The organism is Burkholderia sp. AcTa6-5 (genome assembly GCF_017815075.1).
Classification (GTDB): Bacteria; Pseudomonadota; Gammaproteobacteria; order Burkholderiales; family Burkholderiaceae; genus Burkholderia; species Burkholderia sola.
In genome coordinates this window covers 1-25,008 of record NZ_JAGIQE010000042.1, presented here as the reverse complement: position 1 = coordinate 25,008, position 25,008 = coordinate 1, and the positions used below count along the sequence as shown (strand labels likewise).

Genomic DNA, 25,008 nt, shown 5'->3' with positions numbered 1-25,008 from the left:
TTTGCGCGGCGGCGCGCACGGACCTCATTCTGGATACACCATGACGACGCATCCGAATCCGAACGTGTTTCAGATGGAAGTCGAACCGACCTCCATCATCGAGACGCTCGCCCATCACACCGAGCGAGACCCCGACCGCGTCGCGCTGACCATCCTGCGCGACGGCGAGGCGATCGAAAGCGAAAGCACGTTCGGCGATCTGCATGCCGGCATGATGCGCGTGGCGCGCGGACTCGCGCAACTGACCGAGCCGGGCGCTCGCGTGCTGCTGCTGTTGCCGACGAGCGCCGAGTTCGTCTGCACGTTCTATGGATGTCTGGCATCGGGGCGCGTCGCCGTGCCGGCCTATCATCCGCAGCAGGTACGCAAGGTCGCGCAATGGGCGAAGCTGCACGCGATTGCCGACAATTGCGGCGCCACGCTGATCGTCGCGCCGGCGACCTCGGTCGAGACCATCGAGACCCTGCGCGCGACGCAGCAGCTGTTCACCGGCTGCCAGCTCGTCACGTACGAAGCGCTCGTCGACGCGGGTGCGAAGGACACGTCGGCGTTGCCGCGCATGCCGGCGCCGGACGATCTTGCGTTTCTTCAATACACGTCCGGATCGACGGGCACGCCGAAGGGCGTGATGATCACGCACGGCAACATCATCGACAACCAACGGTCGATCGCGCTGCTGATGCAGCACGATCGCGACACGCGCATGCTGTCGTGGCTGCCGCTGTATCACGACATGGGACTGTCGATGCCGTTGCAACTGGCGTCGATCGGGCTTTCGGTGGTGCTGATGTCGCCCGTTGCGTTCGTCCAGCAGCCGGGGCGATGGTTGCGCGCGATTGCCGCACACCGTGCGACGACGTCCGGCGGGCCGAATTTCGCGTATGCGCTTGCCGCGGCCGCCCTCGACGGAAGCGACGACGGCGGCCGGCTCGATCTGTCCAGCTGGCGGGTGGCGTTCTGCGGCGCGGAGCCGATTCATCGTCAGACCGTCACCGACTTTATCGACGCCGCAAGCCCGCACGGCTTCGCTCCTGGGTCGTTCTATCCGTGCTACGGGATGGCCGAGGCGACCCTGATCGTATCGGGTGTCCCTTACGGTGAAGGCGCCCATTATCTGGACGTCGACAACGTGAAGCTTGCCGCAGGCATCGTCGAACCGGTTCAGCCCGGCGCCGCGAACGCGAAGAGCCTCGTGTCGTGCGGCGGCACGGCGCCCGGCACCGAGATCCGGATCGCAGGGCCCGATGGTTGCCCGGTGGCCGACCCGAACGGCGTCGGCGAAATTTGGGTGCGCGGCGGCGCGATCGGCGTGGGCTACTACGGCAACCCCGAAGCGACACGGTCGACGTTCGGCGCGCATGTCGATGACGCGCCTGGCGCCCGTCCGTTCCTGCGCACCGGCGATCTGGGCGCGATCGTCGACGGCCGCCTGTACGTGACCGGCCGCGTGAAGGACATGCTGATCGTTCGCGGGCGCAACCTGTATCCGCAGGATATCGAGGCGTGCGTGCAGGACGCGGTGCCGGCGTTGCGCCGCGGGTGCGGCGCTGCCGTATCGGTGCAGGCGGACGGCGAAGAGAAGCTCGTGATCATCCAGGAAGTCGGGCGCACCGCGCGCCGCACGCTGGACCTCGACGCCACGCTGCGCGCGATGGTGGTCGCGATCGGCGAGGACTTCGGGGTCACGCCGCACGCGATCGTGCTGGTCGAGCCGGCAACCATCGAAAAGACTTCCAGCGGCAAGATCGCGCGTGCGCTGTGTCGTCGTGCGTATCTGCAAGGCGAACTGCGAGCCGTCGCCAGCTGGACCGACGGCGCCTATGCGATGGATGCGGGCGCGGCGCGTGACGGTGCGGTGGCGCCGGCTGTCGCCGAGGTTGCGCCCCATTCCGAATCGACGCTGATCGAGCGCGAAATCGCGGACCGGATCGTACGGATCGTCGCCGAGCGGCTCAAGATCGCCGAGGCGCAAGTGTCGCGCACGGCCGCGTGGGTCGAGATGGGTTTCGACTCGATGAGCGCGCTCCAGTTTTCGTTGAAGGTGCAGCACACGATCGGGCTGACGTTCGACGCCGCCGTGCTGTGGGACTGTTCGAACGTCGAGCAGCTTGCCGCGCATCTGGCGCGGTTGCAGGGCGCGGCCGATGCGTTGCGATCGAGCGACGCGCCCGCACCGGCCGCCGCGCACGCGCGTTCCGCGTCGGTCGTCGACGGCGCCGACGCGCCGCCTACCCGGGAGCAGCTTGCGGCGCTCTCCGACGCGCAGGCCGAAGCGCTGCTGCTGAAAGCGCTGCAGCGCTGAGCCGATCCCCGGCAGTCTCGTTCCGCGAACGTCTGGAGTGGTACACATGATCGAGTCCAATCGCGCGCCCGCCGCGCCCCTTACACCCGTGAAGCAAGCGTTGCTGAAGATCGACGCGCTGCAACGCGAACTGGCAGAAGCGCGCAGCGCGATGAGCGAACCGATCGCCATCGTCGGCATGGGCTGCCGCCTGCCCGGCGGCGTGGATTCCGCCGACGCGCTCTGGTCGATGCTCGCGGACGGGACCGACGCCGTCGGCCCGGTGCCGGCCGACCGATGGACCGATGCGATCTACGATCCGCGGCCGGGCCGGCGCGACACGAGCTACAGCCGGCATGGCGGGTTCATCGACGACGTCGATCGTTTCGATGCGGGATTCTTCGGCGTGTCGGAGCGCGAGGCGCCGCACATCGATCCGCAGCAGCGGTTGTTGCTCGAATGCACGTGGCGTGCACTGGAAGATGCCGGCTTTTCGCGGGAAACGATCGCGTCGTACCGAACCGGCGTGTTCGTCGGTTCGTCGGTGGACGACTACGCGCGCGTCAGCGAGAGCGTAGCGGGCGACGCGCTCAGCTATGCGCAGACCTCGCTCGGTACCGCGCGGCCCTTCGCGGCCGGACGCATTTCCTATCTGTTCGGGTTTCATGGCCCGGCGTTGCATCTCGACACCGCGTGCTCGTCGTCGCTCGTCGCCGTCCATTTGGCTTGCCATAGCCTGCGTACCCGCGAGTCCGATGTCGCATTCGCGGGTGGTGTCAACCTGATGCTGTCGCCGGAGATGACGATCGCGCTGAGCGAGCTTCAGGCGCTGTCGCCGAGCGGCCGCTGCCGGACGTTCGACGCGGCCGCCGACGGTTACGTGCGCGGCGAAGGCTGCGGCGTCGTCGCGCTGATGCGGCTGTCCGATGCGCGGGCGCAGGGCAGGCCGATCCGGGCGGTGATCCGCGGCTCCGCCGTCAATCACGACGGGCGCAGCAACGGAATGACGGCGCCGAATGGCCGTGCGCAACGCGACGTGATCCGCGACGCGCTCGAGCATGCCGGCGTGTCGCCGGCCGACGTCGACTACGTCGAGGCGCACGGCACCGGTACGCCGCTCGGCGATCCGATCGAGCTGCGTGCGCTCGAGGACGTGTATTGCCGCGACACGAATCGCACCGGCGACCTGTACGTCGGCAGCATCAAGACGAATATCGGGCATCTCGAATCGGCCGCCGCGGTCGCCGGGCTGATGAAGGTCGTGTGCGCGCTGCAGAAAGGTGAATTGCCGCGGCACCTGCATTTCGATACGCCGACCACGCACGTCGACTGGGATGCGAACGGCATTCGCGTGCCGACCGAGCATGCGGCGTGGCCGTCGTCCCGACCGGGCCGGCGTATCGCGGCGATCAGCTCGTTCGGCATGAGCGGCACGAACGCACACCTGATCATTGAGGCATGGCAGGAGACGCGCGCAGCGGAACCCGACGCGGACGTCGCGCTGGCCGGGCACGCGCGTCACGATATCTGGCCGTTGTCCGCCCACACGGCGCCGATGTTGAAACAGGCGATCGAAGACTGCGCGGCGCACGTGCGGGCAGACGCGTCGCTGGCGCCCGACGCGGTCGCCAGCGCGCTGCGTCTCGCGCGCGACAGCCATCGGCATCGCGTGGCGATTGTCGCGGATGCTCGCGACACGCTGCTCGATGCGCTGTCGGACGCCGCGCGGGCCATGACGGTCTGGAGCGGGCAGCCGGGCGGCGCCCGCGACCGGCTTGCGTTCCTGTTTACCGGACAGGGCGCGCAGCGCGCCGGGATGGCTCGACAGCTCTATCGGGATTTCGCGCCGTTTCGCGACGTATTCGACGCATGCGACAGCCATATCGAGGCGCAAGGAGAACTGTCGCTCGTGGACGTGCTGTGGGGCGACCATCAGGACCGGATCAACGAAACGCGTTACACGCAACCGGCGATGTTCGCGCTCGAGGTCGCGCTCGCGCGCTTGTGGATGCACTGGGGCGTCGTGCCGGAGGTCGTGATGGGCCACAGCATCGGCGAGTACGCGGCTGCATGCATCGCCGGCGTGTTCTCGATCGAGGACGGCTGCCGTCTCGTGACGGCGCGCGGACGTTTGATGGATACGCTCACCGCGCCGGGCCGTGCGCTCGCGGTGTTCGCAAGCGTGCGTCACGTGGCCGATGCGGTGCGCGACTACCCCGGGCGCGTCGCCATCGCCGCGGACAACGCACCGGAGAGCGTGCTGGTGTCGGGCGACCCGGACGCAATCGAGTCGATCGCGCGGCTGTTCGCGTCGCGCGGCATCGCGACGAAGGCGCTGGCGGTATCGCGCGCATTCCATTCGCCGCTGATGGAGCCGATGCTCGCCGATTTCGGCGCCGTCGCCGCGACCGTGCGCTATCGCGTGCCTGCGATTCCGATCGTGTCCAACGTGACAGGCCGATTCGAGGCCGAACGCCTGTGCGATCCCGCATATTGGGTCGAGCATGTGCGGGCCACCGTAGCCTTCCGTGCGGGTGTCGACACCCTGCTCGACGACAAGGTGACGACGGCCATCGAGATCGGGCCTGGCAAGACGCTTTCGAGCCTCGTCTCCGCGTGCACGGCGGAGCGGGCGGATCATCGCAACGTGATTGCGCTGCCGTCGATGAGCAATGACGGGCGCGAAACCGAGCAGTTGCTGCGTGCATTGGCACATGTCTATATGTGCGGCCGTCGTGTCGACTGGCATGCATACGAGCGCTCCCGAACCGGTGCGCCGATGCGGCAAGCCGCGCGCCGCGGCGTGCTGCCGCCGTATCCGCTCGAAGCGCAGCGTTACTGGGTGAATGCGCGGGAGCCGGCGCAGCGGGCGAACGTGCTGACGAGCGCAACCGGCGCGCGTCGGACCGCCGGTCGCGGCGTGCTGGGCCGGCATCTCGCGATTCCGGCATCGGATCATCTTCGCTACGAGAGCGAGGTGTCCGATCGGCATCTGCCGTTTCTGGGCGGACATCGCGTGCACGGGCAACTCGTTTTTCCGGCGGCAGGCTTCGTCGAGGCGCTGCTCGACGCGGCATCGCGGCGCGATGGCGGCGATACGGAATCCGCGGCCGGCCGCTGGCTGGTCGCGCGTGAGGTGTCGTTCGATAACGCGCTCACGCTGGAGCCCGGCAACGCGGTGACGTTCGGCACGGTCGTGCACGCAGGTGACCCCTCGCATCCGGGCGAAGCAGGCGTGCGGATCGACATTCACGCCTGCCACGACACGGCCGCGTCCCAACCCGAATGGATGTTGCAGTGCGCCGCGCAGATCGGGACGACGCATGGCGTTGCCGACGTGTCCGACGTGCCGGCGCTCGATGAATGGCGCGCGCAATGCGGCGACGCGTTGCCTGTCGACGGTTTCTACGCGCGCTTGCAAGCGACCGGGCTCGAATACGGCGGTGCATTTCGCTCGATTCGCGCGCTGTCGCGGGGCGACGACGTGGCGCTGGCCCGAATCGAAATGGAGCCGGACGGCACGGACGACCTCGTCCGCATCGTTCATCCGGCGCTGCTCGACAATGCGTTTCAGACCGTCGCGGGCGCGCTATGGGATGCCGAGCTGAACACCGCCTTCGTGCCGATCGGCATCGAACGGATCGCTTGCATGCCGATGCGCGGCGTGCAGGCGGTGTGGTGTGCAGTGCGGGCTCGGGTGAAGCGCAGCGTTGCTACCGCGGATCTCTGGATATACGACGACGCGGGCAGCTGCGTCGCCGTCGTCTCCGGATTGCGGCTGATGGCCGTCGATCCGCGACGGTTTCAGCGGGTCGCGGAGCCTGTCGCGCTGAACACGCTCGTCTGGCGGCTGTTTGCGGCCAAACATGAGGCGGCCGACGCGCGCGCGAACTTCGTGCTGATCGGCAACGGGTCCGCGCTGGACGCGATGCTGGCGCAGGCATGTGAAGACGCTGACAACGCGTGTGCAATCGCGGCGCTGCCGGCGGACGACCTGTTCGACGACGATGCAGGTACCCGGCGCATTCGTGCTGCGCTCGACGATGCACTAGCCGGCCTGGATGCACGACGTACCGTGCTGCTCTATGTGTGGCCGTCGAGAGACGACGCGGAATCAGAGGATGAACTCGCCGCAGTCGGCGCAGCTTACCGGCGCTTCGCGAACCTCTGGCGCGAAGTGCAGTCGGCTCGCTGGCCGCAGGGCACGCCGGCCGTCTGCATCGTGACCCACGCGGCGCAGCACGTGCCCGGCATTGACGTGCGCGTAGCGCCGTTTCAGGCGGCGGCCTGGGGCGTCGCCCGCAGCCTGATGCACGAGAGCGGCGACATTCCGGTGTGCGTGGTCGATCTGCCGGCGCCCGATGCGACGTCTTGCGCGCGCGCGCTGACCGCATTGGCGGGCGCCGCGACGACCGGCGAGACGCAGTTCGTGTCGCATGGCGACGCCGTATACGTCCCGCGGCTCGTCGCACGCGACGCCGGCGCGGCGCAACCGCTTGCGCACGGCGCCTATCTGGTGACGGGCGGCCGCGGTGCAATCGGTACGCGGGTGATCGAGCAGTTGATCCGGAATGGCGTGCCGAAGATCGTGTCGGCCAGCCGCCAGGTCCCGGCCGACAGCGAGCGCGCGCGACTTGCGTCGATCGCCGATGCGCACGGCGCGATCGTCGAATTCGTGGCGGCCGACGTCGCCTCGTCCGCCGACATCGACGCGCTCGTCCATGCGCTCGAAGCGGATTCCGCGCACCCCCTCGTCGGCGTCCTGCATGCGGCGGGCACGCTTGACGACGGCCTGCTCGCGACCCAGCCGATGACCGACGTATTGAAGGTGCTCGCGCCGAAGGTCGCGGGAACGTTGAATCTGCATCGCGCGACCGCGCATCTGCCGCTGCGGCACTTCGTGTCGTTTTCGTCGATCGTGGCCTGCGTCGGCTCCCCGGGGCAATGTGCATACGCCGCCGCGAACGCCTATGTGGACGCGCTGACGGCCGTGCGCAACCAGGACGGCCTGCCTGGGCACACGATGAACTGGGGCCTGTGGGGCGGCAACGGGATGGTCGATCAGCTCGACGCGCGGCAACTGCGCCGCATCGCATCGTTCGGTCTCAAGCCGATCGAGCCGGACGTCGCACTGCGCGTGTTCGACGCGCTGGTCGCCGAACCGGACGGGCAGACGCAGATCTGGAACGTGGAAGTCGATACGCTGATCAAGCGCAGCCCGAGCCGGGCGATGGCGGCGCTGTTGTCGGAACTCGTGCCGCCAGCGCCGCCGGCGAGTCGCCCGGCCGGTACCGGCCCTGGCTTGCGCGAGCGCATCGCGGGGGTGCCGGACGACGAGCGCATGCAATTGCTGCGCGGACACCTGACCGACGCCATCGCCGCGACCCTGCATACGTCGAGCGAGCGGATCGCGCCGGATATTCCGCTGATCGAGCTCGGCCTCGATTCGCTGATGGCCGCGGAATTCCGCAATGCATTGCGCAGCGAGCTGGGCGTCGATGTTCCGTTCGGGCGATTGCTCGAAGGCGCGTCCGTCGACGACGTCGTGCGCACGATCGTGACGACGCTCGACCGCAGCGAGTCGCGGGCGCCCGACGGAACACCCCCATCGCGCGCGGCGGACCGGATCGACGTGGTGTCAGGAGAAGCGACGTTCGGCGTCGAAATGGAAGGAGGAGAGCTGTGAGCTCGATCGAATTCATCAACGAACTGGCGGGGCGCGGCATCGAGCTCTGGACCCAGGACGGCAAGCTGCAATACAAGGCGCCGAAGGGCGCGGTCACACCTTCGCTCGTCGACGAGCTGAAGACCCACAAGGCGACGCTCATCGCGCTGCTCGAGCAATTTGCGGGAACGGCGGGCACCTACCCGCTCTCGTTCGCGCAGAAATCGCTCTGGTCGCTGCATCAGCTCAATCCCGACAGCGCGGCATACAACGTGACGTATGCGACGCGCATCGACGACGATGTCGACCTATCCACGCTGCGCCGCTGCGTCGACTATCTGATCGCACGCCATCCGATCCTTCGCACCGCGTACCGCGTGATCGATGGCGAGCCGCGTCAGCAGGTGGGGTCGCAAGCGCGCGCGCAGTTCTCGGTCGATCGCGTGTTCGCGGCCGACGAAGCCGCGATCCGCCGGTGGATCGACGAAGAGTCGAATCGCCCGTTCGATCTGACGCAATCGCCGATCCGGCTCAAGCTGCTGCTGAACGAGCACGACGGCGCCGACGCGATTCGCGTGGTGCTGCTGTTGAACGTTCACCATATCGCCGCCGATTTCTGGTCGCTCGAGATCCTGCTCAACGAGCTTCGCACGCTCTACCGTCTCGCCCGCGCGGGCGAGCCGCTGAAGTTGCCGCCGCTGCCGGTGCAGTACAAGGATTGCGTCGAACACGAGCGCGCACGGCTCGACGGCGCGGACGGCGAGCATCTCGCGGCGTTCTGGCGGCGCGAGCTGGCACACGGATTTCCGGTGTTGAGCCTCGCGACCGACCGGTTGCGCCCGCCGCGCAAAACCGAGCATGGACGCGTCTACGATCGGTCGCTCGGCGCGACGCTATCGCAGCAGGTGCGCGACACGGCCCGGCTGCTGCGCGTGACCCCGTACATGCTGCTGCTCGCGGTCTATCAATTGCATCTTCACCTTCACACCGGGCAGGCGCGGGTGATGATCGGCGCACCGACTTCCGGGCGCAATGCGCCGGGCAGCGAGAGCGTGGTCGGTCATTTCGTGAACACGGTCGTGCTCGCGTGCGAAGTCCGACCGGACGATTCGTTCGACGCGCTGCTGCAGCGCACGCGCGAAATGATGCTGCGCGTGCTCGATCACCAGGATTATCCGTTTCCGTTGCTGGTCGATGCATTGCGTCCGGCGCGCGATCCGAGCCGGTCGCCGATCTACCAGGTGATGTACAACTGGAACCAGGCGCGCGGCGATTTCGCCGCCGAAGGCGGGAGCGGCGTGCCGTTCTATCGTGAGCGTCTCGCCGCATCGAGCACCGGTACGCGCGGCGCGACACACGACCTGACGCTCAACGTACAGGATCTCGGTGACGAATACCTGACCGCCTGGACGTTCAATACGGATCTGTTCGACGACGAAACGATCGCGCGATTCGCGAGCCAGTATGCGCATCTCGTCGAGCAGGTGGTGGCTGACACTCGCCGTTCGCTGCACCAGTACACACTCGCGACCGCGCCGATCGACGATGCGCGAAGCCGCATTGCCGCGGCCGACGCATTCGTGCGCCGCGCGGCCCATGCCGAACCCGAGGTGCAGCTAGATGCATCGCGCGTGGTCTGGCAATTCGACCATCGCGCGATCAGCGATGGCGAGGTCCGCGATGCGGTTCGCGCCGTCCGTGCACAACTGGACGGCCTCGGGATCGGCGTCGGAAAACGCGTCGAACTCCGACTGCAAAGTGTCGCCGAGCGCGCGGTCGCGTTGCTCGCGATCCGCGCCGTCGGCGCGTGCTATACGGTGTCGGGCGACACGGCCGACGCAGTGTGCCGAGGTCGTGGCGACGGTTGGTCCGGCTGGGAGATCGACGCGATAGAAGTGGTGCAGGCGCGCGATGACGCCGCGCGCGGCGACGGCGTTGCCGCAGGCAGCGCTTCTGCGGTCGAGCCGCTGCTCGACTATGTCGGTCAATTGCTCCATCTCGACGCCCACGCAACGGCGCTCGTTCCGCACGGCGCGCATGACTGGCTGTCGGCAGCGGCGCTTGCGCAGGCCGTACTTGTCGGCGGCACGGCTCGACTGTCCGAGCAGGCCGCCATTGGCGCGCTCGCTTCCGGCGACCCTGCGATCGCGAACAGCGCATACGCGGCACTCGACCGGTTGCTCGCGGACGGCCCGTCGCTCCTGCTGCCGTCGCTTCTGTTGCAACGTGCGGACGTCGCCGGCGTGGGGCGGGCACGCGCGCTTGTCGCGTACGGCGAGCATCCGCAACCGTTGAAGTCGCTCGCCGCGGCCAACCGGATACCCACGGCGGCGTACTTCGTCCCGGTGCAGCACGCGGCTACCGGTTCGGCGCTGTGTGCGTTTGCGGCCGGCCCGGACGGCTGGCAATTGCTGGCGCCGTCGTATCCGGGACGTGTTGCATTCGCGCTCGGATCGTCCGGAAGTTTCGCCGATGATCGCCAGGCCGGAAAACTGCATTTCTTCGACGGCGCGTCGATCCGCGCGTCGGCTGCAGGAGCTGCACTCGAAACCGCGCCCCCGGACAGGGCGCTGATACCCACTGGCGTGTCGGTCGTGCGCCGTGGCGGCGACCTGCTGTGCGCCGATCCTTCGTCACGGGTCGCGCGTCACCGGCCCGTGCCGATCGAAATCGGCACGGTCGAACAGGCGATCTCCGCGATCCCCGGTGTGGCCGCCGTCGCCTGTGCATGCGTCGTCCGCGACACGCAGGAAATGCTGGTCGCCTATCTCGTCGCGGATGACGGCCACGTGGATGCGCATGCGCTCGAAAACGCGGTGCGTTCGGCATTGAAGCATGCGTTGCCGGACGCGATGCACCCCGACGCGATCGTGGTGCTCGACCGGCTGCCGCTCGACGCGGGCGGCGCACTCGACGCAGGCGGGCTCCCGCTGCCTCGCGCAAGCGAGCGGGCCGACCGTCGCGCGTCGACCGACATCGAACGCAAACTCGCGGCGATCTGGGCCGACGTCCTCGGCCAGCCGTCGGTCGGCGTCGATCAGGATTTCTTCGAATTGGGCGGCGATTCGATTCTCGCCGCGGTCATCGTATCGCGGGCCGCGCTCGACGGCATGTATTTGAGGCCGCAGGACATTTTCCTGCATACGACCGTGGCGGGCCTGTCGACGGTGGTGCGCGAGACGCCGGGCCTCGATGTCGATCAGGGGCCGGTGCAGGGCGAGACGGTGCTCGGTCCGGCGGCGCAATGGTTCGTCGAGCGCGTCGACGTCGATCGTTCGCACTTCAACCAGGCGCTGCTCGTTCCGCTCGGCGAGACGCCCGACGCGAACATCATGGCCGAGGCGATTCGCGTCGTCATGCGGCATCACGACGTGCTGCGTTCCCGGTTTGTCGCGCACGGCGATGGAATGCGGCACATGTTTGCCGGCGACGGCGGCGCCGACGCCGTCGATTTTGCGATCGTCCCGTGTATCGACTCGGCTGGCCGGCATTGCGAACGCATGTGGCGCGATGCGATCGACGCCGCACAGCGCAGCCTCGACCTCGAGGGCGGTCGGCTCATCGCGGTCAGGTGGCTCGAGAGCACCAGCGTGTCGAGCAGCCGGCTGCTGATCGTCGTTCATCACATGGCGATCGACGGCGTGTCCTGGAGCATCCTGCTGCAGGACCTGGCCGATTGCTATCTGCGCTTGCGCGACCGCACGGCGGCGGCGTTGCCGCCGAAGACGAGCTCCGTAAAGGCTTGGGTGGACCAGTGGCTTGCGCTGGCGCAGGGCGACGCGCTCGACGACGACCGTCTCTACTGGCGCAACGTGAACGCACAGGTGCGCGACGTGCTGGATGGGCCGAAGCGGGTGGCGCTGATGCGTCACGGGCTGACCTCGATCGTTCAGCATGCTTATCAGGAATCGTCGCTCAGTTGTGCGATCACGCTCGATGCGGATCTGACGCACGCGTTTCGAACCACGGCGCCGCGTGCTTACGGCACCGACGCGAACGATCTGCTCATCGCCGCGCTGCACGCGGGTTTCCATGCCTGGAGCGGCAGCGATGCGTTGCTGGTGGACGTCGAGGGGCATGGCCGGGATGGCCTCGGCGACGCGATCGACCTGAGCCGCACGGTCGGCTGGTTCACGTCGATCTATCCGGTGCTGATCGACACGCCGGCCACCGCCGCGGATCCGTCGGCGCTCATCAAGTCGGTCAAGGCCCGACTGCGCGAGGTGCCGCGCAAGGGCGCGAGCTATGGCGTGCTGCGCTATCTCGACACGAAACCGCAGGCCGGCGCCGATGCGCTGACATCGTTTCCGCGCGCACCGATCCTGTTTACCTACCTCGGTCAACTGGAGCAATTGTCGGGACCGTCGTCGCCGCTGTACGGCGGGCCGCCCGAACCGGCGCCGGGCATCCGCAGCCCGCGCCAGCGGCGCACGCACCTGCTGGACGTCGTCGCGTACGTGTCGCGCGGCAGGCTGACCGTGGAGTCCAGCTTCTTCGGGGTGCCGGGCGTCGATGAGAGCATCGGCTGCCTGATGTGCCGCGTCGAAGAGGCGCTGACGATGCTGATTCGCCATTGCAGCGCCGACGGGGTGGGCGGTCTGACACCCGACGACGTTCCTCAACTCGATGTCGACCAGGACGCGCTCGACGCGCTGCTGGAAGAAATCGATGCACTCGAGCGCTGAACGCGGCGGCGCGCGATACCGCGCGTTCGTCGAGCATGACCGCACCAGGAATCCAGGATGACCCGAAACGTCGACACCATTTACCCGCTCACGCCTCTGCAGCGAGGCATGCTTCACCATTCGCGACTCGATCCGGCCTCCGGCATCTACGTCGAGCAATTTTCCTGCGTGTTGCATGGCCCGCTGGACCTCGAGCGATTCCGCGGCGCGTGGGAAGCGGTCGTGCATCGCCACGACACACTCAAGACGCTGTTCATTCGCCTGCACGAAGAGAATCCGTTGCAGGTCGTCCGGCATACGGTCGGGTTGCCGTTCGAGGTGATCGACTGGCGCGATCACGCGGCCGACGAGCAAGCCGATCGATTCGATCGATTGCTCGCGAGCGACCGCGCGCGCGGCTTCGATTTCAGCGTCGCGCCGCTGATGCGCGTCACGCTGATCGACCTCGGTCACGAGCGGCATCGGTTCCTGTGGACCTATCACCATGCGATCCTCGACGGCTGGTCGATGCCATTGCTGCTCGGCGAGGTGTTTCAGCGTTATTCCCGCCCGGACGCGCCGCTTCCTGCCGTCGCGCGGGACTATCGCGACTACGTTGCGTGGCTGCGCACACGCAATGGCGACAGTTCGCTCGACTATTGGCGCGATCTGTTGCGCGGCTATCGCAGGCCGGCAGGATTCGCGCCGTCGGTATGCCCTTCGCCGGCGAACGGTGCCACAAGCGGCGCCGACACGCGCCGCACGCTGTCGGTTCGGGCCGACACGATGCCGGCCGGATGGATGGAGGCGGCCGGCCGCGCGTGCCGCGTCGCCCGGGTGACACTCAATACGCTGTGCCAGGGTGCGTGGGCGATGCTGCTTGCGCGCTACGGCGGTTGCGACGACGTCGTCGGCGGCATCGTCGTATCGGGACGTGCGGCAGAAGTGGACGGCATCGAACGCATGGCCGGCCTGTTCATCAACACGCTGCCGTGGCGTGCGACGCTCGACGGCGAGCTCGATACGGCCGACTGGTTGCGACGCTTGCAAGCCGGTACGCAGCGCCTGGAACAGCATGCGCACAGCGCACTCGCGGACGTATTGAAATGCAGCGAAGTGCCGCGCCAGCAATCGCTGTTCGACACGCTTTACGTATTCGAGAACTATCCGGGCCGGGATGCGTTCGACCGGCTCGCGGCGAGTTGCGGGTGGCGGATCGACGACCCGCGCGCCGTCGAGGAAACGAGCTATGCGCTGGCGCTGATCGTATTGCCGACGGATACGCTGACGTTTCAGTTGACCTACGACACGGCCCGCTTCGACGCGGCGTTCATTGAACGCATGGCGTCGCAGTACCGCGGGCTCCTCGAAATCCTGGCCGACGCGACCCCGCGAAAAGTGCGCGATCTCATGCTCGATGCGCGACCGTCGACGGGTACCGGCGGCGTGTCCGACGCATCCGCACACGCATCGATGGGCGACGCGACGTTGTCGGCGCATATCGCCGCGCATGCCGCACGCACGCCGGATCGAATCGCCTTTGCCCGGTTGGACGGGCGCGAGTCGCCGGGCGGCGCGCACGGCGTCACCTATGGAACGATGGCCGATCGCGTGCAGCGTGCCGTTCATCAATGGCGGCGTTTCGGCTATCGGCCGGGCGAGCGCGTGCTGATTGCATGCGACGACCCCGTCTCCGGGCTGGTCTTGCTGCTGTCCGGGCTGACGTATGGCGTCGATTGCGCGATGACCGATCCGAATCTGCCGTCGGCCGCGTTCGATGCGCTCGTCGACGGCAGTTGGTCGCCGGAACCGCTGCGAAGCTGCGTGACGACCGCGCAGCATACGCCGTTGACCGGCGTCATGTGTTACGTATTCGACGAGCAGGACCCGATGTACGGGCAAATCGACGGTGCGCTCGACGATCGTTCAGATCCGGTACAGGGCGCATGTTCGCTGCTGCGGCGCGATGTCGATGGCGATTGGCATGTCGTGCGCTATACGCACGCCCAGCTTGTCGAAGCCGCGCGCGCGTTCGGCGCGACGGTACCGGCCGGTGCATCGCGGGATGTTGCGCTCGGCGACGGGCCGCTGTCGCATACGGCGTTGTGGACGGTATTGGGCGCACTGAGTGCCGGGCTGTCGCTGCACCAGATCGCGAGCGCCGGCGATCCCGCGTTTCTGCGGCGAGCGGCGTCTCCGGATGCGCACTGGCACGGTATCGTCCTGAGTCCGGAAGCGACGCGTCATATCGTCCGCGCCGCGTCGATGCTGTCGGCCGGCGCGCTTCGCACCGACTGGGTCATGGCCGATGCACGCTCATTGACGCGTGCGGACGCCGCGAGACTCGCCGAGCTCGCACCCGGCGCGAAGCGTTTCCGGCAATTGTGCTGGCCTGCGTGGTCGCTCCCGCATGCGGTGTCGTCGGCCGATGGATTCGATCGCGTCGAATCGGGCGTGGTATCGGCCAATGAATCCGTGTTCGTCGCCGACACCCATCTGAACCCGGCGGGTGGGGACGCGCTCGGTACGCTCGTCGTGTCGGGGCATTCGGTGCCCGATCTGATGTTGCGCAACGGCAAGCCGGACCGCGACAGCCTGACCGTCACGCGCAACGGTACGTGGTTGCGCACGACGCTGGACGCGTGGCACACCGAGCATGGCTGTCATACGTGGCTGCCCGACCGAAGCGCGTGTTCCGACGAGACGACGGCGGACTGGCTCGATTTCGAGGCCGACGTCGCACGGCAGGCGGGCGTTGATGAGGTGGCGCTCGTCGAGCGGATCGCCGAAAGCGGACAATGGGACCATGCGCTGTTCCATCAGGACGCGACGGCCGACGCCGCGGACATCGTGCGCCGACTGGCCGGGCTGCGCGGCGTGCCGGCACTGTCCGCCGGCGCAGTCGTCGCGCTCGCCGCCCTGCCGCGTTCCGCGAAAGGCAGGATCGACCGTGTCCGGCTGCTTTCCGGTGACGTCGAGGTTCGCCGGCATGGTCGCCATGCGGCGCCTCGCGACCTGGTGGAAACGGCGATCCACGACATCTGGTGCGTGTTGCTCAAGCAGCCGCGTATCGGCATTCACGACAATTACTTCGATCTCGGCGGGGATTCGCTGCAAGCCACCGTGATGCTGTATCAGATCGGCGAGCGGCTTCAGCACCCGATCGACATGGAAACGCTGCTGGCCGCGCCGACGATCGCCGGCCTGGCCGCCAGTATCGCGAATGGCGATGTGCGTCGCGATACGCCGGCCGTCGATTTGCCGGGCGAAGCGCGGCTCGACCCGGCGATCGGGACACGGCAACCGTATGCGTGGCGCCCGTATCGGACGGTGTTGCTCACGGGCGCGACCGGATTCCTCGGCGTGCACCTGCTCCATACGCTGCTCGCGACGACCGACGCACGCGTGATGTGCGTGGTGCGCGCCGACGATCCGGCCGCCGGCGTGCGACGTATCGAGGCCGCGATGCAGTCGCACGGCTTGTGGGACGCGCAGCACCGCGATCGGATCGTCGCCGTGCCGGGCGATCTCGGCGAACCGAACCTGGGCTTGTCGGCGGCTGCATTCGACGCGCTCGCACGTGAAATCGATGCGATCTACCACAACGGCGCGCTGGTCAACTTCGTTTATCCGTACGCAACGCTGAAGCAGGTCAACGTGCTGGCGACCCAGGACATCGTCAGACTGGCGAGCCTGCATCGCGTGACGCCGATTCACTACGTGTCCACGGTCGGCACGCTGAACCGTTATTCGGATGCGTTGCCGGAAACGCTCGCGGTGCCGTTCCACGAACATCTGACGAGCGGCTATGAACAGAGCAAATGGGTCGCCGAGCAGTTGCTCGCGCAGGCGCACGCGCGCGGCGTTCCCGTCACGGTCTATCGTCCGGCGCGGATCGTCGGGCATGCGGTGAGCGGGCGGATGAACCTGGACGATCTGTTCTGTCGATTGATCAAGGGCATCATCCTGTTTGGAAAGGCGCCGCGCGACGTCGGATTCGACAACATCCTGCCGGTCGACGTCGTCAGCCGGATCATCGTACGCGCGTCGCTCGACCCGACTGCCGCGGGGCAGGGCGTGCATGTGATCAACCCGCGCTGGAACTCGCTGGACGCGCTGGTCGATTTCATCGAAGACGAAGGCTTCGCGATCGAGCGGGTGAGCTACGACGCGTGGCTCGCGGCATTGGCCGAGCATGTGCGGCAGGACCCGGCGCATCCGCTTTCGATGCTGATTCCGGTGCTCAAGAAATTGAATCCCGTTGCGGATCCGACGGTCGGGCGCATTCTTCCGATCGACGTCACCCAACTGAAGCGGCTCGCGGGCGACGTGCTCGCATCGAGTCTGCGTCCGGCCAACGACTGGTTGCGCACGTTCTTCGATTACTTCTACGAAGACGGTTTTCTCCAGCAGCCGGATGAAAAGCTGGTCACCGCATGAGGGGCGGTTCGCCGGTGAGACCGCGCGCGAGACGATGATCCGAGGTCGGCGCCGTCGGATCGCGACGACCGACGTCGTCGAATAGTCGATGCCGGGACGGGGGGCCGCCGTCGTCCCGGTTACCGCATTGCCCGAGAGCGATACGTTGCCTTGTTGCAAGTCGCGCCGGCATCGAAACGTTATCTGCCGACTGTATTCGCGGATCGCGAGCGGTTGAAGTGCCGAGCTTTGACGATGCACCCGCGCAGGGTCGCCCGGCAGCAACGCGCCCATCGGTGAGAAAATACCTCCAACGAATATCACCGAAGTGCCGCGCTCGATCAATCCCGGATCGACGGCCGACCCCTGCCCAATGCACGCGCGCCATGCTTAAATAGCAGGGCTCCCGACCGCCGGTCGCCGCGATGGCAGCGCCGGTCGGCACGGGCCAGCATGTCCGATCGACACCGTGACGACAGACGATACAAAAACACCGTTCCGGCGCGCCCGGCGCGGTCCGATAACATTCCGAGGCATCACGTCATGACCATTCTGTTCCGTCTTCTCGCGCTCGCCTGCGCGCTGTGGCTGGCCGCCTGTGCGGCGCCGCCCCCGCCGCCTTCCAGTACCACCGCGTCCGCTCCCGCACCGGATGCCAGCGAGCGCCGCGGGCTCGGCACCGCGTGGGGCGAGTCGGTGCGATCCGAAACCCGGCAGATCGAATTCGAACGCGCGGATCCGGCGAATCCGACGGATCTCGCGTCGGTTTACTACAACGACGTGCTGCCCGGCCATCTTCCCGCGTCGCAGGTGCGCCGGCTGCCGACCCGCGTCGCGCTCGCGAACGGCGACATCGCGCTGTCGTTTACCGACGAGAAGGGCGCGCCGCTGCGTCTCGCGCGCCGCGACGGCCGCTGGCACATGGCGGGCGTCGAGGGCTCGCGCTACATGATCGTGTTGCGCAACCAGGGGCGGCGCGCGTTCGAAGTCGTGTCGACGGTCGACGGGCTCGACGTGCGGTCGGGGAGGCCGGGCAGCTATACGAACGGCGGCTACGTGCTGTATCCGGGCCGCACGCTGACGATCGAGGGCTTCCGCAAGAGCCGCGACGAAGTTGCCGCGTTCCGCTTCGCGGCCGTGCCCGACAGCTATGTCGCGAATTCGAAGTACGGCGATGCCGCGAACGTCGGCGTGATCGGCGTCGCGCTGTTCGCGCAGAAGGAGAGCGACGAGGACGCGCTGCGCCGCAGCGCGAATCCGTTTCCCGGCAACGACAACGGCTATGCGCCGCCGCCGGTCCCGCGCGGCGAGTGAGCGCAGGTAGCCGGGCGCCCGCGTGCATCGTGACGCACGCGGGGCGAGCCTGTGTGCTTTCCTGCTGCCTGTTCAACGCCGTTTCCGTTTGGTTTCGCCCGACACACGATTCGGCGCGCATCCGCGCTATTGGGCGATCGCGCGGCCATCATGTCGTGCGCTGCCCGTTCTTCAGCGGCGCGGTATCGCCGTCGCTCGCTCGTGCTGCGGCACAATGTCGGTTCGCATCGGTATCGCGTGCTTCCCCGTCATCCCGACCGACGGAGAGCGCATGTCGTTACCCGCTTTCAGGTACCATCCCGACCCGCTTGCAGCGGGCAGCATGATCCGGTCCGACGCGTGTCGCATGTGCGGCGGCAAGCCCGGCGGCTACCGGGACGACGCATGACGGCACGGCCCGTGCGAGCGGCGTCGCCCGTTCGCCATGAAACAGAGGAACCTTCGTGAAGTTCATCCACGCGGCAGACATTCACCTTGACAGCCCGTTGCACGGCCTGAGCGCGTATCCCGACGCGCCGGCCGCGCAGTTGCGCAACGCGTCGCGCGAGGCGTTGCGGCAACTCGTGGATCGTGCGATCGAAGAGGAAGTCGCGTTCCTCGTGATCGCGGGCGACCTGTACGACGGCGACTGGAAGGATCACAACACCGGCATCTTCTTCGGCCAGCAGATGGGGCGCCTGCGCAAGGCCGGCATCCGCGCGTTCGTCCTCGGCGGCAACCACGATGCCGAAAGCGAGATGACGAAGAAGCTGACGCTGCCCGACAACGTCACCGTGTTCGGCCACCGCAAGCCGGAAACCGTCAGGCTGCCGGAATTCGACGTCGCGCTGCACGGCCAGAGCTTCAAGGACAAGGCCGTCGTCGACAATCTCGCGATCGGCTATCCGGACCCGGTGCCCGGGCACTACAACATCGGCGTGCTGCACACGGCGCTTGAAGGCTACGCGGCGCATGCGAACTACGCGCCATGCACGCTGGCCGAACTGCACGCGAAAGGCTACGACTACTGGGCGCTCGGCCACGTGCACGAATTCCAGCAATGGACGGGCTCCTCCACCGTCGTGTTTCCCGGCAACCTGCAGGGACGTCATATCCGCGAGACGGGCCGGCGCGGCGCGGTGCTCGTCACGGTCGAGCAAGGCAGGACGCAGGTCGAACGTCTGTATCTCGACGTGCTGCGCTGGGAAGCCGTGTCGGTCGATGCGTCCGATTGCCTGTCGGTGGCCGATCTGTCGCGAAAGATCGGCCAGTCGCTGGAGGCGCTGTTGACCGTCGACGGCCACGTGCCGCGCGCGGTGCGCGTCACCGTCACGGGACGCACGCCCGCGCACGGCCTCTTTTTCGGCCGCGCGCCGCAGTTGCGTGCGGAAGTGCTGAACCAGATCGGCATCATCGGCAACGAGCGGCTGTGGCTCGAGAAGGTCCGGCTCGCGACGTCCGCTGCCGATCATCAGCCGGGCGAGAGCGAGCAACTTGAAGCGCTGGAGGACCTGAAGCAGATCCTGGCCGATGCCGCGCACGATCCGGATTTCCTCGCGCTGCTCGAGCGCGACCTGAAGCCGTTCGTCGGCAAGGTCCGCAGCGACGTGAAGGAGGACGTGCCGTTGCTGACGATGGCGCGCGCGGGCGAGCTGACGGCGCTGGTCGAGCAAGTCGGGCCCGCGTTGCTGGCGCGGCTCGCGAGGGGGGAATAAGCGATGCGCATCAGTCAGCTCGATCTGATCAAGTACGGCAAGTTCACCGACGAGACGCTGCGGTTCCCGTCGGCCGCCGAGGACTTCCATGTGATCGTCGGGCCGAACGAGGCCGGCAAGTCGACGATTCGCACGGCCGTGTCCGAGTTGCTGTTCGGGATGAAGCTGCAGACGCCGCTCGATTTCCTGCACAGCACGCCCGAGTTGCGGATCGGCGGCGTACTGGAGAGCGGCACGGGCGAACTCGCGTTCCACCGTGCGCGCGGGCGCAGTCCGTTGCGCACGCCCGCCGACGACAAGCTGCCCGACGACTATCTGGCGTCGATTCTCGATGGCGCGACGCGCGAATTCTTCGAGCAGATGTTCGGGCTCGATCACGGGCGGCTGGTCGATGGCGGCCGCAGCATTCTCGATGCATCGGACAAGCTCGGCCAGGTGCTGTTCGAATCGGCTGCCGGGGTGGGCAGCCTCGGGCCGGTGCGCGAGGAACTCGACGCGCGCGCGCTCGAATTGTGGGCGCCGCGTCGCAGCGGTAGCGCGTTCGCGCTGGCCGAAACGGCATTCAACGAAGCGGTGGCCGAGCTGAAGACGGTCCAGGTGCGCACGCGCGACTGGGTCGATCGCAAGGACGCGCGCGAAGCGGTCGAGCAGCAGATCGAGCAGGCGCGCGCGGAACAGCGCCGGCTCGAAGCGCTGCGCTCGAAGCTCGAACGCGTGCGGCGGCTCGCGCCGTACCTGAAGGAGCTGACGGTCAAGGACGCGGCGCTGGCCGAACTGGGCGCGGTCGTCGAGTTGCCGCCGACCGCGTATGCGGATCTGCTGAAGGCGCAGGGCGATCTCGCGGCCGAGCAGAAGGTGCTCGAGGAACGGCGCGCCGACCTGCTCGCGAAGCGGCAGGCGCGCGATGCGATCGCCGCGGACGCCGACACGCTGGCGCTCGAAGCCGATATCGAGGCGCTCGATCGGCTGCGCGGCGCATGCATGAATCACGCGCAGGATCTGCTGCTGCTCGGCGCGGACGTCGAGCGGCACCTGTGCGCCGCGTCGTCGTCGGCTTCGCAGCTCGGCTGGCCGACGGACGAAGCGTCGCTGCGCGCCGCGTTGCCGACGGCGCTGTCGCTGAAGACGGTCGCGAACCTGCTGCGCGAACACGGCGCGCTGCACCAGGCGCTTGCCGGCGCGCGCGAATCGCTCGACGAACGCACGCGCGAACTGGCGCAGGTCCGCGAACAACAGGCGCGCCTGTCGACCGTCGACGTGCCGGAAGCGTTGCGCGCGGCGCTGGCCGACGCGCAGGGTTTTCGCAACAGCGGCCCGCGCGAGCAGGCGCTCGCGCACGACATCGCGGCTGCCGAACGCACGCTGTCCGGCGCGCTCGATGCACTCGGCCAATGGCGCATGCCGGTCGACGCGCTGCGTGCGCTCGACGTGCCGTCGGCGGCGCGGCTTGCCGCGCTGCTCAAGGAAGACAGCGAACGCGCGAGCGCCGTCGCTGCCGCGCGCGACGCGCGGGACGGTGCGCTCGAAGAGCTCGAGCGGCTTGAATTGCAGGAAAGGCATTTCGCGGAGAACCACAAGGTCGTCACGACCGCCGACGTGCTGGCGGCACGCGCGCGTCGCGATGGCGCGTGGGGCGATATCCGCCGCGGCGCCGTCGATCTCGTGACGGGCGCGCCGGCGGTCGACGACGCGATTCGTCTCGCGGACGAACTCGTCGATGCACAGCTCGGTGCGACCCAGGCCGCGGCGACGCTGCAGTCGCTGCGTCAGCAGGTCGAATCCGCGCGTGCGGGCGTGGCGCGCCGGCAGGCCGCGCTCGACGAACGTGAGCGCGAACGCGCCGCGCATCGCGACGCCTGGGCCGCGCTCGCGACGGCCGCCGCGGTGCCCGGCATGCCGCTGGCGGCGATGGGCGACTGGCTGGCGAAGCGCGACGCGGTGTTCGCCGCGCAGGCCGATCTCGATCGCCAGCGCCGCGAATTCGACACGATGCGTGCTGCCCGCGCCGGCGCGGAAGCCGCGCTGCGTGCGGCGCTGTCGACGGTATCGCGAGGCGGCGAGTCGGACGGGCTGGCCGCGCTCGTCGCCGTTGCCGAGACCTTCGTCCAGTCGGCCGAGAAAGCGGCCGCACGAAAGGACAGTCTCGACGATCGCGCGCGGGAAGCCGAACGCGGGTGCGCGACCGCGCAGTCGCGGGCCGACCTTGCACAAGCGGCTTACGACGCGTGGCAAGCGCAATGGCGCGACGCGCTGACCGATGCGAAACTGTCCGCGAGCGCGACGACGCTGGCCGCGGCGGAAGGCGCGCTCGGGCTCGCGAACACGGTGACGGCCGAACTGGCCGATGCCGACGCGCCGCGCAACCGGATCGCCGCGATCCGCGCTGAGCTGGCCGCGCTCGAGGCCGGCGCGCGGCGGCTTGCCGAAGCGCTCGCGCCGGAATGGCTGGCGAGCGGCGACTGGCCGGACGTGGCGCGCCGGCTGACGATGCGCCTCGCGGCCGCCAGGGAAGTCGCGCGGGCGATCGATCGTGCCGACGAGGCCGTGCGGCAGGCCGACGCCAAGGTCGCGGACGCGGCCGCCGCGGTCGCGGGCGCCGATGCGCGGATCCAGCCGCTGCTGCAACTGGCCGGCGTCGCGTCGATCGACGCGGCGCTGCCGTTGGCCGAGCGCTCGGATCGGCAGCGCCAGCTTCGGCAGGCGGTCGATGCCGCGCATGAAGCGCTGGTGCGCGACGGCGACGGGCTGTCCCGGTCCGCCGTCGAGGCCGAGGTGGCGGAACAGGACATTGCCGACGTGCCCGCGCATCTCGAAGCGGTGAAGCAGTCGCTCGGCGATGTCGGCAAGCGGCTGAACGAGCTGGCGCAGCAGCAGGTCGTGGCCGACCAGGCGTTCGGCGCGATCGACGGCCAGGCGAACGCGGCGGTTGCCGAGTCGAAACGGCAGGAGGCGCTGGCGGCGATGGGCGACACGGCCGAACAGTATCTGGAGGCAGCCACCGCGAGCCGCTTGCTGAAGTGGGCGACGGATCGCTACCGCGACCAGAAGCAGGGGCCGATGCTCCGGCGCGCGAGCGAGATTTTCGCGGGGCTCACGCTGGGCGAATTCGCGAAGCTGACCGTCGATACCGAGCGGACGCCGCCCGCGCTGTATGCGCGCCGCGCGAGGGGAACGTCGGTCGAGGTCGCCGGGCTGAGCGAAGGGACGCGCGATCAGCTGTTCCTCGCGCTGCGGATCGCGGCGCTGGAGTTGCAGCTCGGCAGCCGCACCGCACTGCCGTTCGTCGCCGACGACCTGTTCATCAATTTCGACGATGCGCGCGCGAAGGCGGGGCTCGATGCGCTGCGCGATCTGTCGACGCGCACCCAGGTGCTGTTCCTGACGCACCACGACCACCTGCTGCCGCTCGTGCGGGACGTATTCGGCGCGCGGGTCAACGTGGTCGAGTTGCAGCGCGCGCCGGCCGGCGCGTGATGCGCGGTATGCCGGAGGGTCGGCGCGCGGGAAGGGTCATCGCGTACAGGTAGTATGAGCAGTTCCGAAACGCATGCGGCCGGTTCAACGGTCGCGGGTCTGGCCACACGAGGGGGGAATATGAAGAAGCTGGTAGCCGCGATTGCGTTCGCGGCGGACAAGCATCGCAATCAGCGGCGCAAGGACGAAGAGGCGTCGCCGTACATCAATCATCCGATCGCGCTCGCCGACGTGCTGGCCAACGAAGCCGGCGTCGAGGACGAACGCGTGATCGTCGCGGCGGTGCTGCACGACACAGTCGAGGATACGGAGACGACCGAGCAGGAATTGCTGCGGCTGTTCGGCAAGGACGTGGCGGACATCGTGATGGAAGTCACCGACGACAAGGCGTTGCCTAAGGAAGAACGCAAGCGTCTGCAGGTCGAACACGCGGCCACCATCAGCCGGCGCGCGAAGCTCGTGAAGCTGGCCGACAAGATCTGCAACCTGCGCGACATCGCCCGGCATCCGCCCGCGGACTGGCCGCTCGAACGCAAGCAGGCGTACTTCGACTGGGCGAAGTCGGTCGTCGATCCGATGCGCGGCGTCCATCCCGGTCTCGAGGCGATCTTCGACACCGCGTACGCCGCGCGGCCGGCGGACTGACGCACGCGTTATGCGATCGGCCCGATCCGCCGCACGGCAATCGGCTGCCGTGGCGGGCGTCGACGTCGGCGGCGACAGGAAGCTGTGCGATCTCGTGATCCTGCGTGGGTCGACGGTCGTCTGCCGGGAAGCGCGGATCGCGCCCGAGTCGCTGCCCGCCCTGTGCCTCGCTCATGATGTCGTCGCCATCGGCGTCGACGCGCCGAGCCTGTGGTGGACAGGGAGCGGCCGTCGCGCGGCCGAACAGGCGCTCGCGCGTGAACGGATCTCGTGCTTTCCGACACCGTCGCGGGCGCAGGCCGTCGCGAGCACGTCAGGCTTCTTCGACTGGATGTTCATGGGCGAGCGCGTCTACCGCGCGCTCGCCGGCGCCTATCCGCTGCTGACCGACGCGCGCTACGCGGGCGGACGCGTGAGCTTCGAAACCTATCCGTATGCGATTACCTGCGCGATGCTGGGCAAGGCCGTGGCGTCGGCGAAGCAGAAGCGCAACCAGCGCCGGCACTTGCTGGAGCGGCTGGGCATTGACGTATCGACGCTGCGTTCCGTCGATGCGCGCGACGCGACGCTGTGTGCGTTGACCGCGCAATACGTGATCGACGGGAACGCGCATGCGTACGGCGATGCGGCGGGCGGATACATCCGCGTGCCGATGGTGAGCGAGACGATCGTGCTCGATTCGCCGTAGGAGCGGCGTGCTGCTCTGCGCGGGATGATGGCGATCGCAGGGGGCGTTTCGTGAGGGGATGCGGCAGGCCCGGCGACGAAGAGGTCAGCTAGCTGTGAAGCGTCAAGAGGTTGTTTCTCGACGCAGGAAGTCTCGCCATCGGCGCAATGCCGCCGATGGCGCTA

At 68.1% G+C, this 25,008-nt stretch carries 9 protein-coding genes; all 9 read left to right on the top strand.

Annotated features, from left to right (window positions below; genetic code table 11):
- Positions 1–40: 40 nt before the first annotated feature.
- On the top strand, positions 41–2,302 hold the full coding sequence (locus J8I33_RS32955; protein WP_209939861.1) for an AMP-binding protein: 2,262 nt from the start codon (positions 41–43) through the stop codon (positions 2,300–2,302).
- A gap of 46 nt (positions 2,303–2,348) precedes the next feature.
- Positions 2,349–7,967, top strand: a complete 5,619-nt coding sequence (locus J8I33_RS32950; protein ID WP_209939858.1) for a type I polyketide synthase — start codon at positions 2,349–2,351, stop codon at positions 7,965–7,967.
- Positions 7,964–12,631 (top strand): condensation domain-containing protein, encoded by a 4,668-nt coding sequence (locus J8I33_RS34900; RefSeq protein WP_209939856.1) that lies wholly within the window; start codon positions 7,964–7,966, stop codon positions 12,629–12,631. Before J8I33_RS32950 ends, J8I33_RS34900 begins: the two co-directional genes overlap by 4 nt.
- A gap of 57 nt (positions 12,632–12,688) precedes the next feature.
- Positions 12,689–17,050 carry a thioester reductase domain-containing protein gene (locus tag J8I33_RS32940; protein WP_280920994.1) on the top strand — a complete coding sequence of 1,454 codons (4,362 nt, stop codon included), beginning with the start codon at positions 12,689–12,691 and terminating at the stop codon, positions 17,048–17,050.
- A gap of 522 nt (positions 17,051–17,572) precedes the next feature.
- Positions 17,573–18,343: a hypothetical protein gene (locus J8I33_RS32935; protein WP_209939851.1), complete on the top strand. Its 771-nt coding sequence runs from the start codon at positions 17,573–17,575 to the stop codon at positions 18,341–18,343.
- 443 nt (positions 18,344–18,786) lie between these two features.
- Positions 18,787–20,037, top strand: coding sequence for a DNA repair exonuclease (locus tag J8I33_RS32930; protein WP_124654927.1), 1,251 nt, complete (start codon positions 18,787–18,789; stop codon positions 20,035–20,037).
- 3 nt (positions 20,038–20,040) lie between these two features.
- A complete protein-coding gene (locus J8I33_RS32925) occupies positions 20,041–23,511 on the top strand; it encodes a YhaN family protein (RefSeq protein ID WP_209939847.1) in 3,471 nt (1,156 codons plus the stop codon).
- A gap of 120 nt (positions 23,512–23,631) precedes the next feature.
- Positions 23,632–24,156 carry an HD domain-containing protein gene (locus J8I33_RS32920; protein ID WP_209939843.1) on the top strand — a complete coding sequence of 175 codons (525 nt, stop codon included), beginning with the start codon at positions 23,632–23,634 and terminating at the stop codon, positions 24,154–24,156.
- A gap of 10 nt (positions 24,157–24,166) precedes the next feature.
- On the top strand, positions 24,167–24,844 hold the full coding sequence (locus J8I33_RS32915) for a DUF429 domain-containing protein (RefSeq protein WP_124595571.1): 678 nt from the start codon (positions 24,167–24,169) through the stop codon (positions 24,842–24,844).
- Positions 24,845–25,008: the final 164 nt, after the last annotated feature.

What these genes read in the sequence shown, in the direction of transcription:
- J8I33_RS32950 (WP_209939858.1), top strand. Translation starts at nt 2,349, where the DNA reads ATGATCGAGTCCAATCGCGCGCCCGCCGCGCCCCTTACACCCGTGAAG.
- J8I33_RS32955 (WP_209939861.1), top strand. Translation starts at nt 41, where the DNA reads ATGACGACGCATCCGAATCCGAACGTGTTTCAGATGGAAGTCGAACCG.
- J8I33_RS32935 (WP_209939851.1), top strand. Translation starts at nt 17,573, where the DNA reads ATGACCATTCTGTTCCGTCTTCTCGCGCTCGCCTGCGCGCTGTGGCTG.
- J8I33_RS32920 (WP_209939843.1), top strand. Translation starts at nt 23,632, where the DNA reads ATGAAGAAGCTGGTAGCCGCGATTGCGTTCGCGGCGGACAAGCATCGC.
- J8I33_RS32925 (WP_209939847.1), top strand. Translation starts at nt 20,041, where the DNA reads ATGCGCATCAGTCAGCTCGATCTGATCAAGTACGGCAAGTTCACCGAC.
- J8I33_RS32940 (WP_280920994.1), top strand. Translation starts at nt 12,689, where the DNA reads ATGACCCGAAACGTCGACACCATTTACCCGCTCACGCCTCTGCAGCGA.
- J8I33_RS32915 (WP_124595571.1), top strand. Translation starts at nt 24,167, where the DNA reads ATGCGATCGGCCCGATCCGCCGCACGGCAATCGGCTGCCGTGGCGGGC.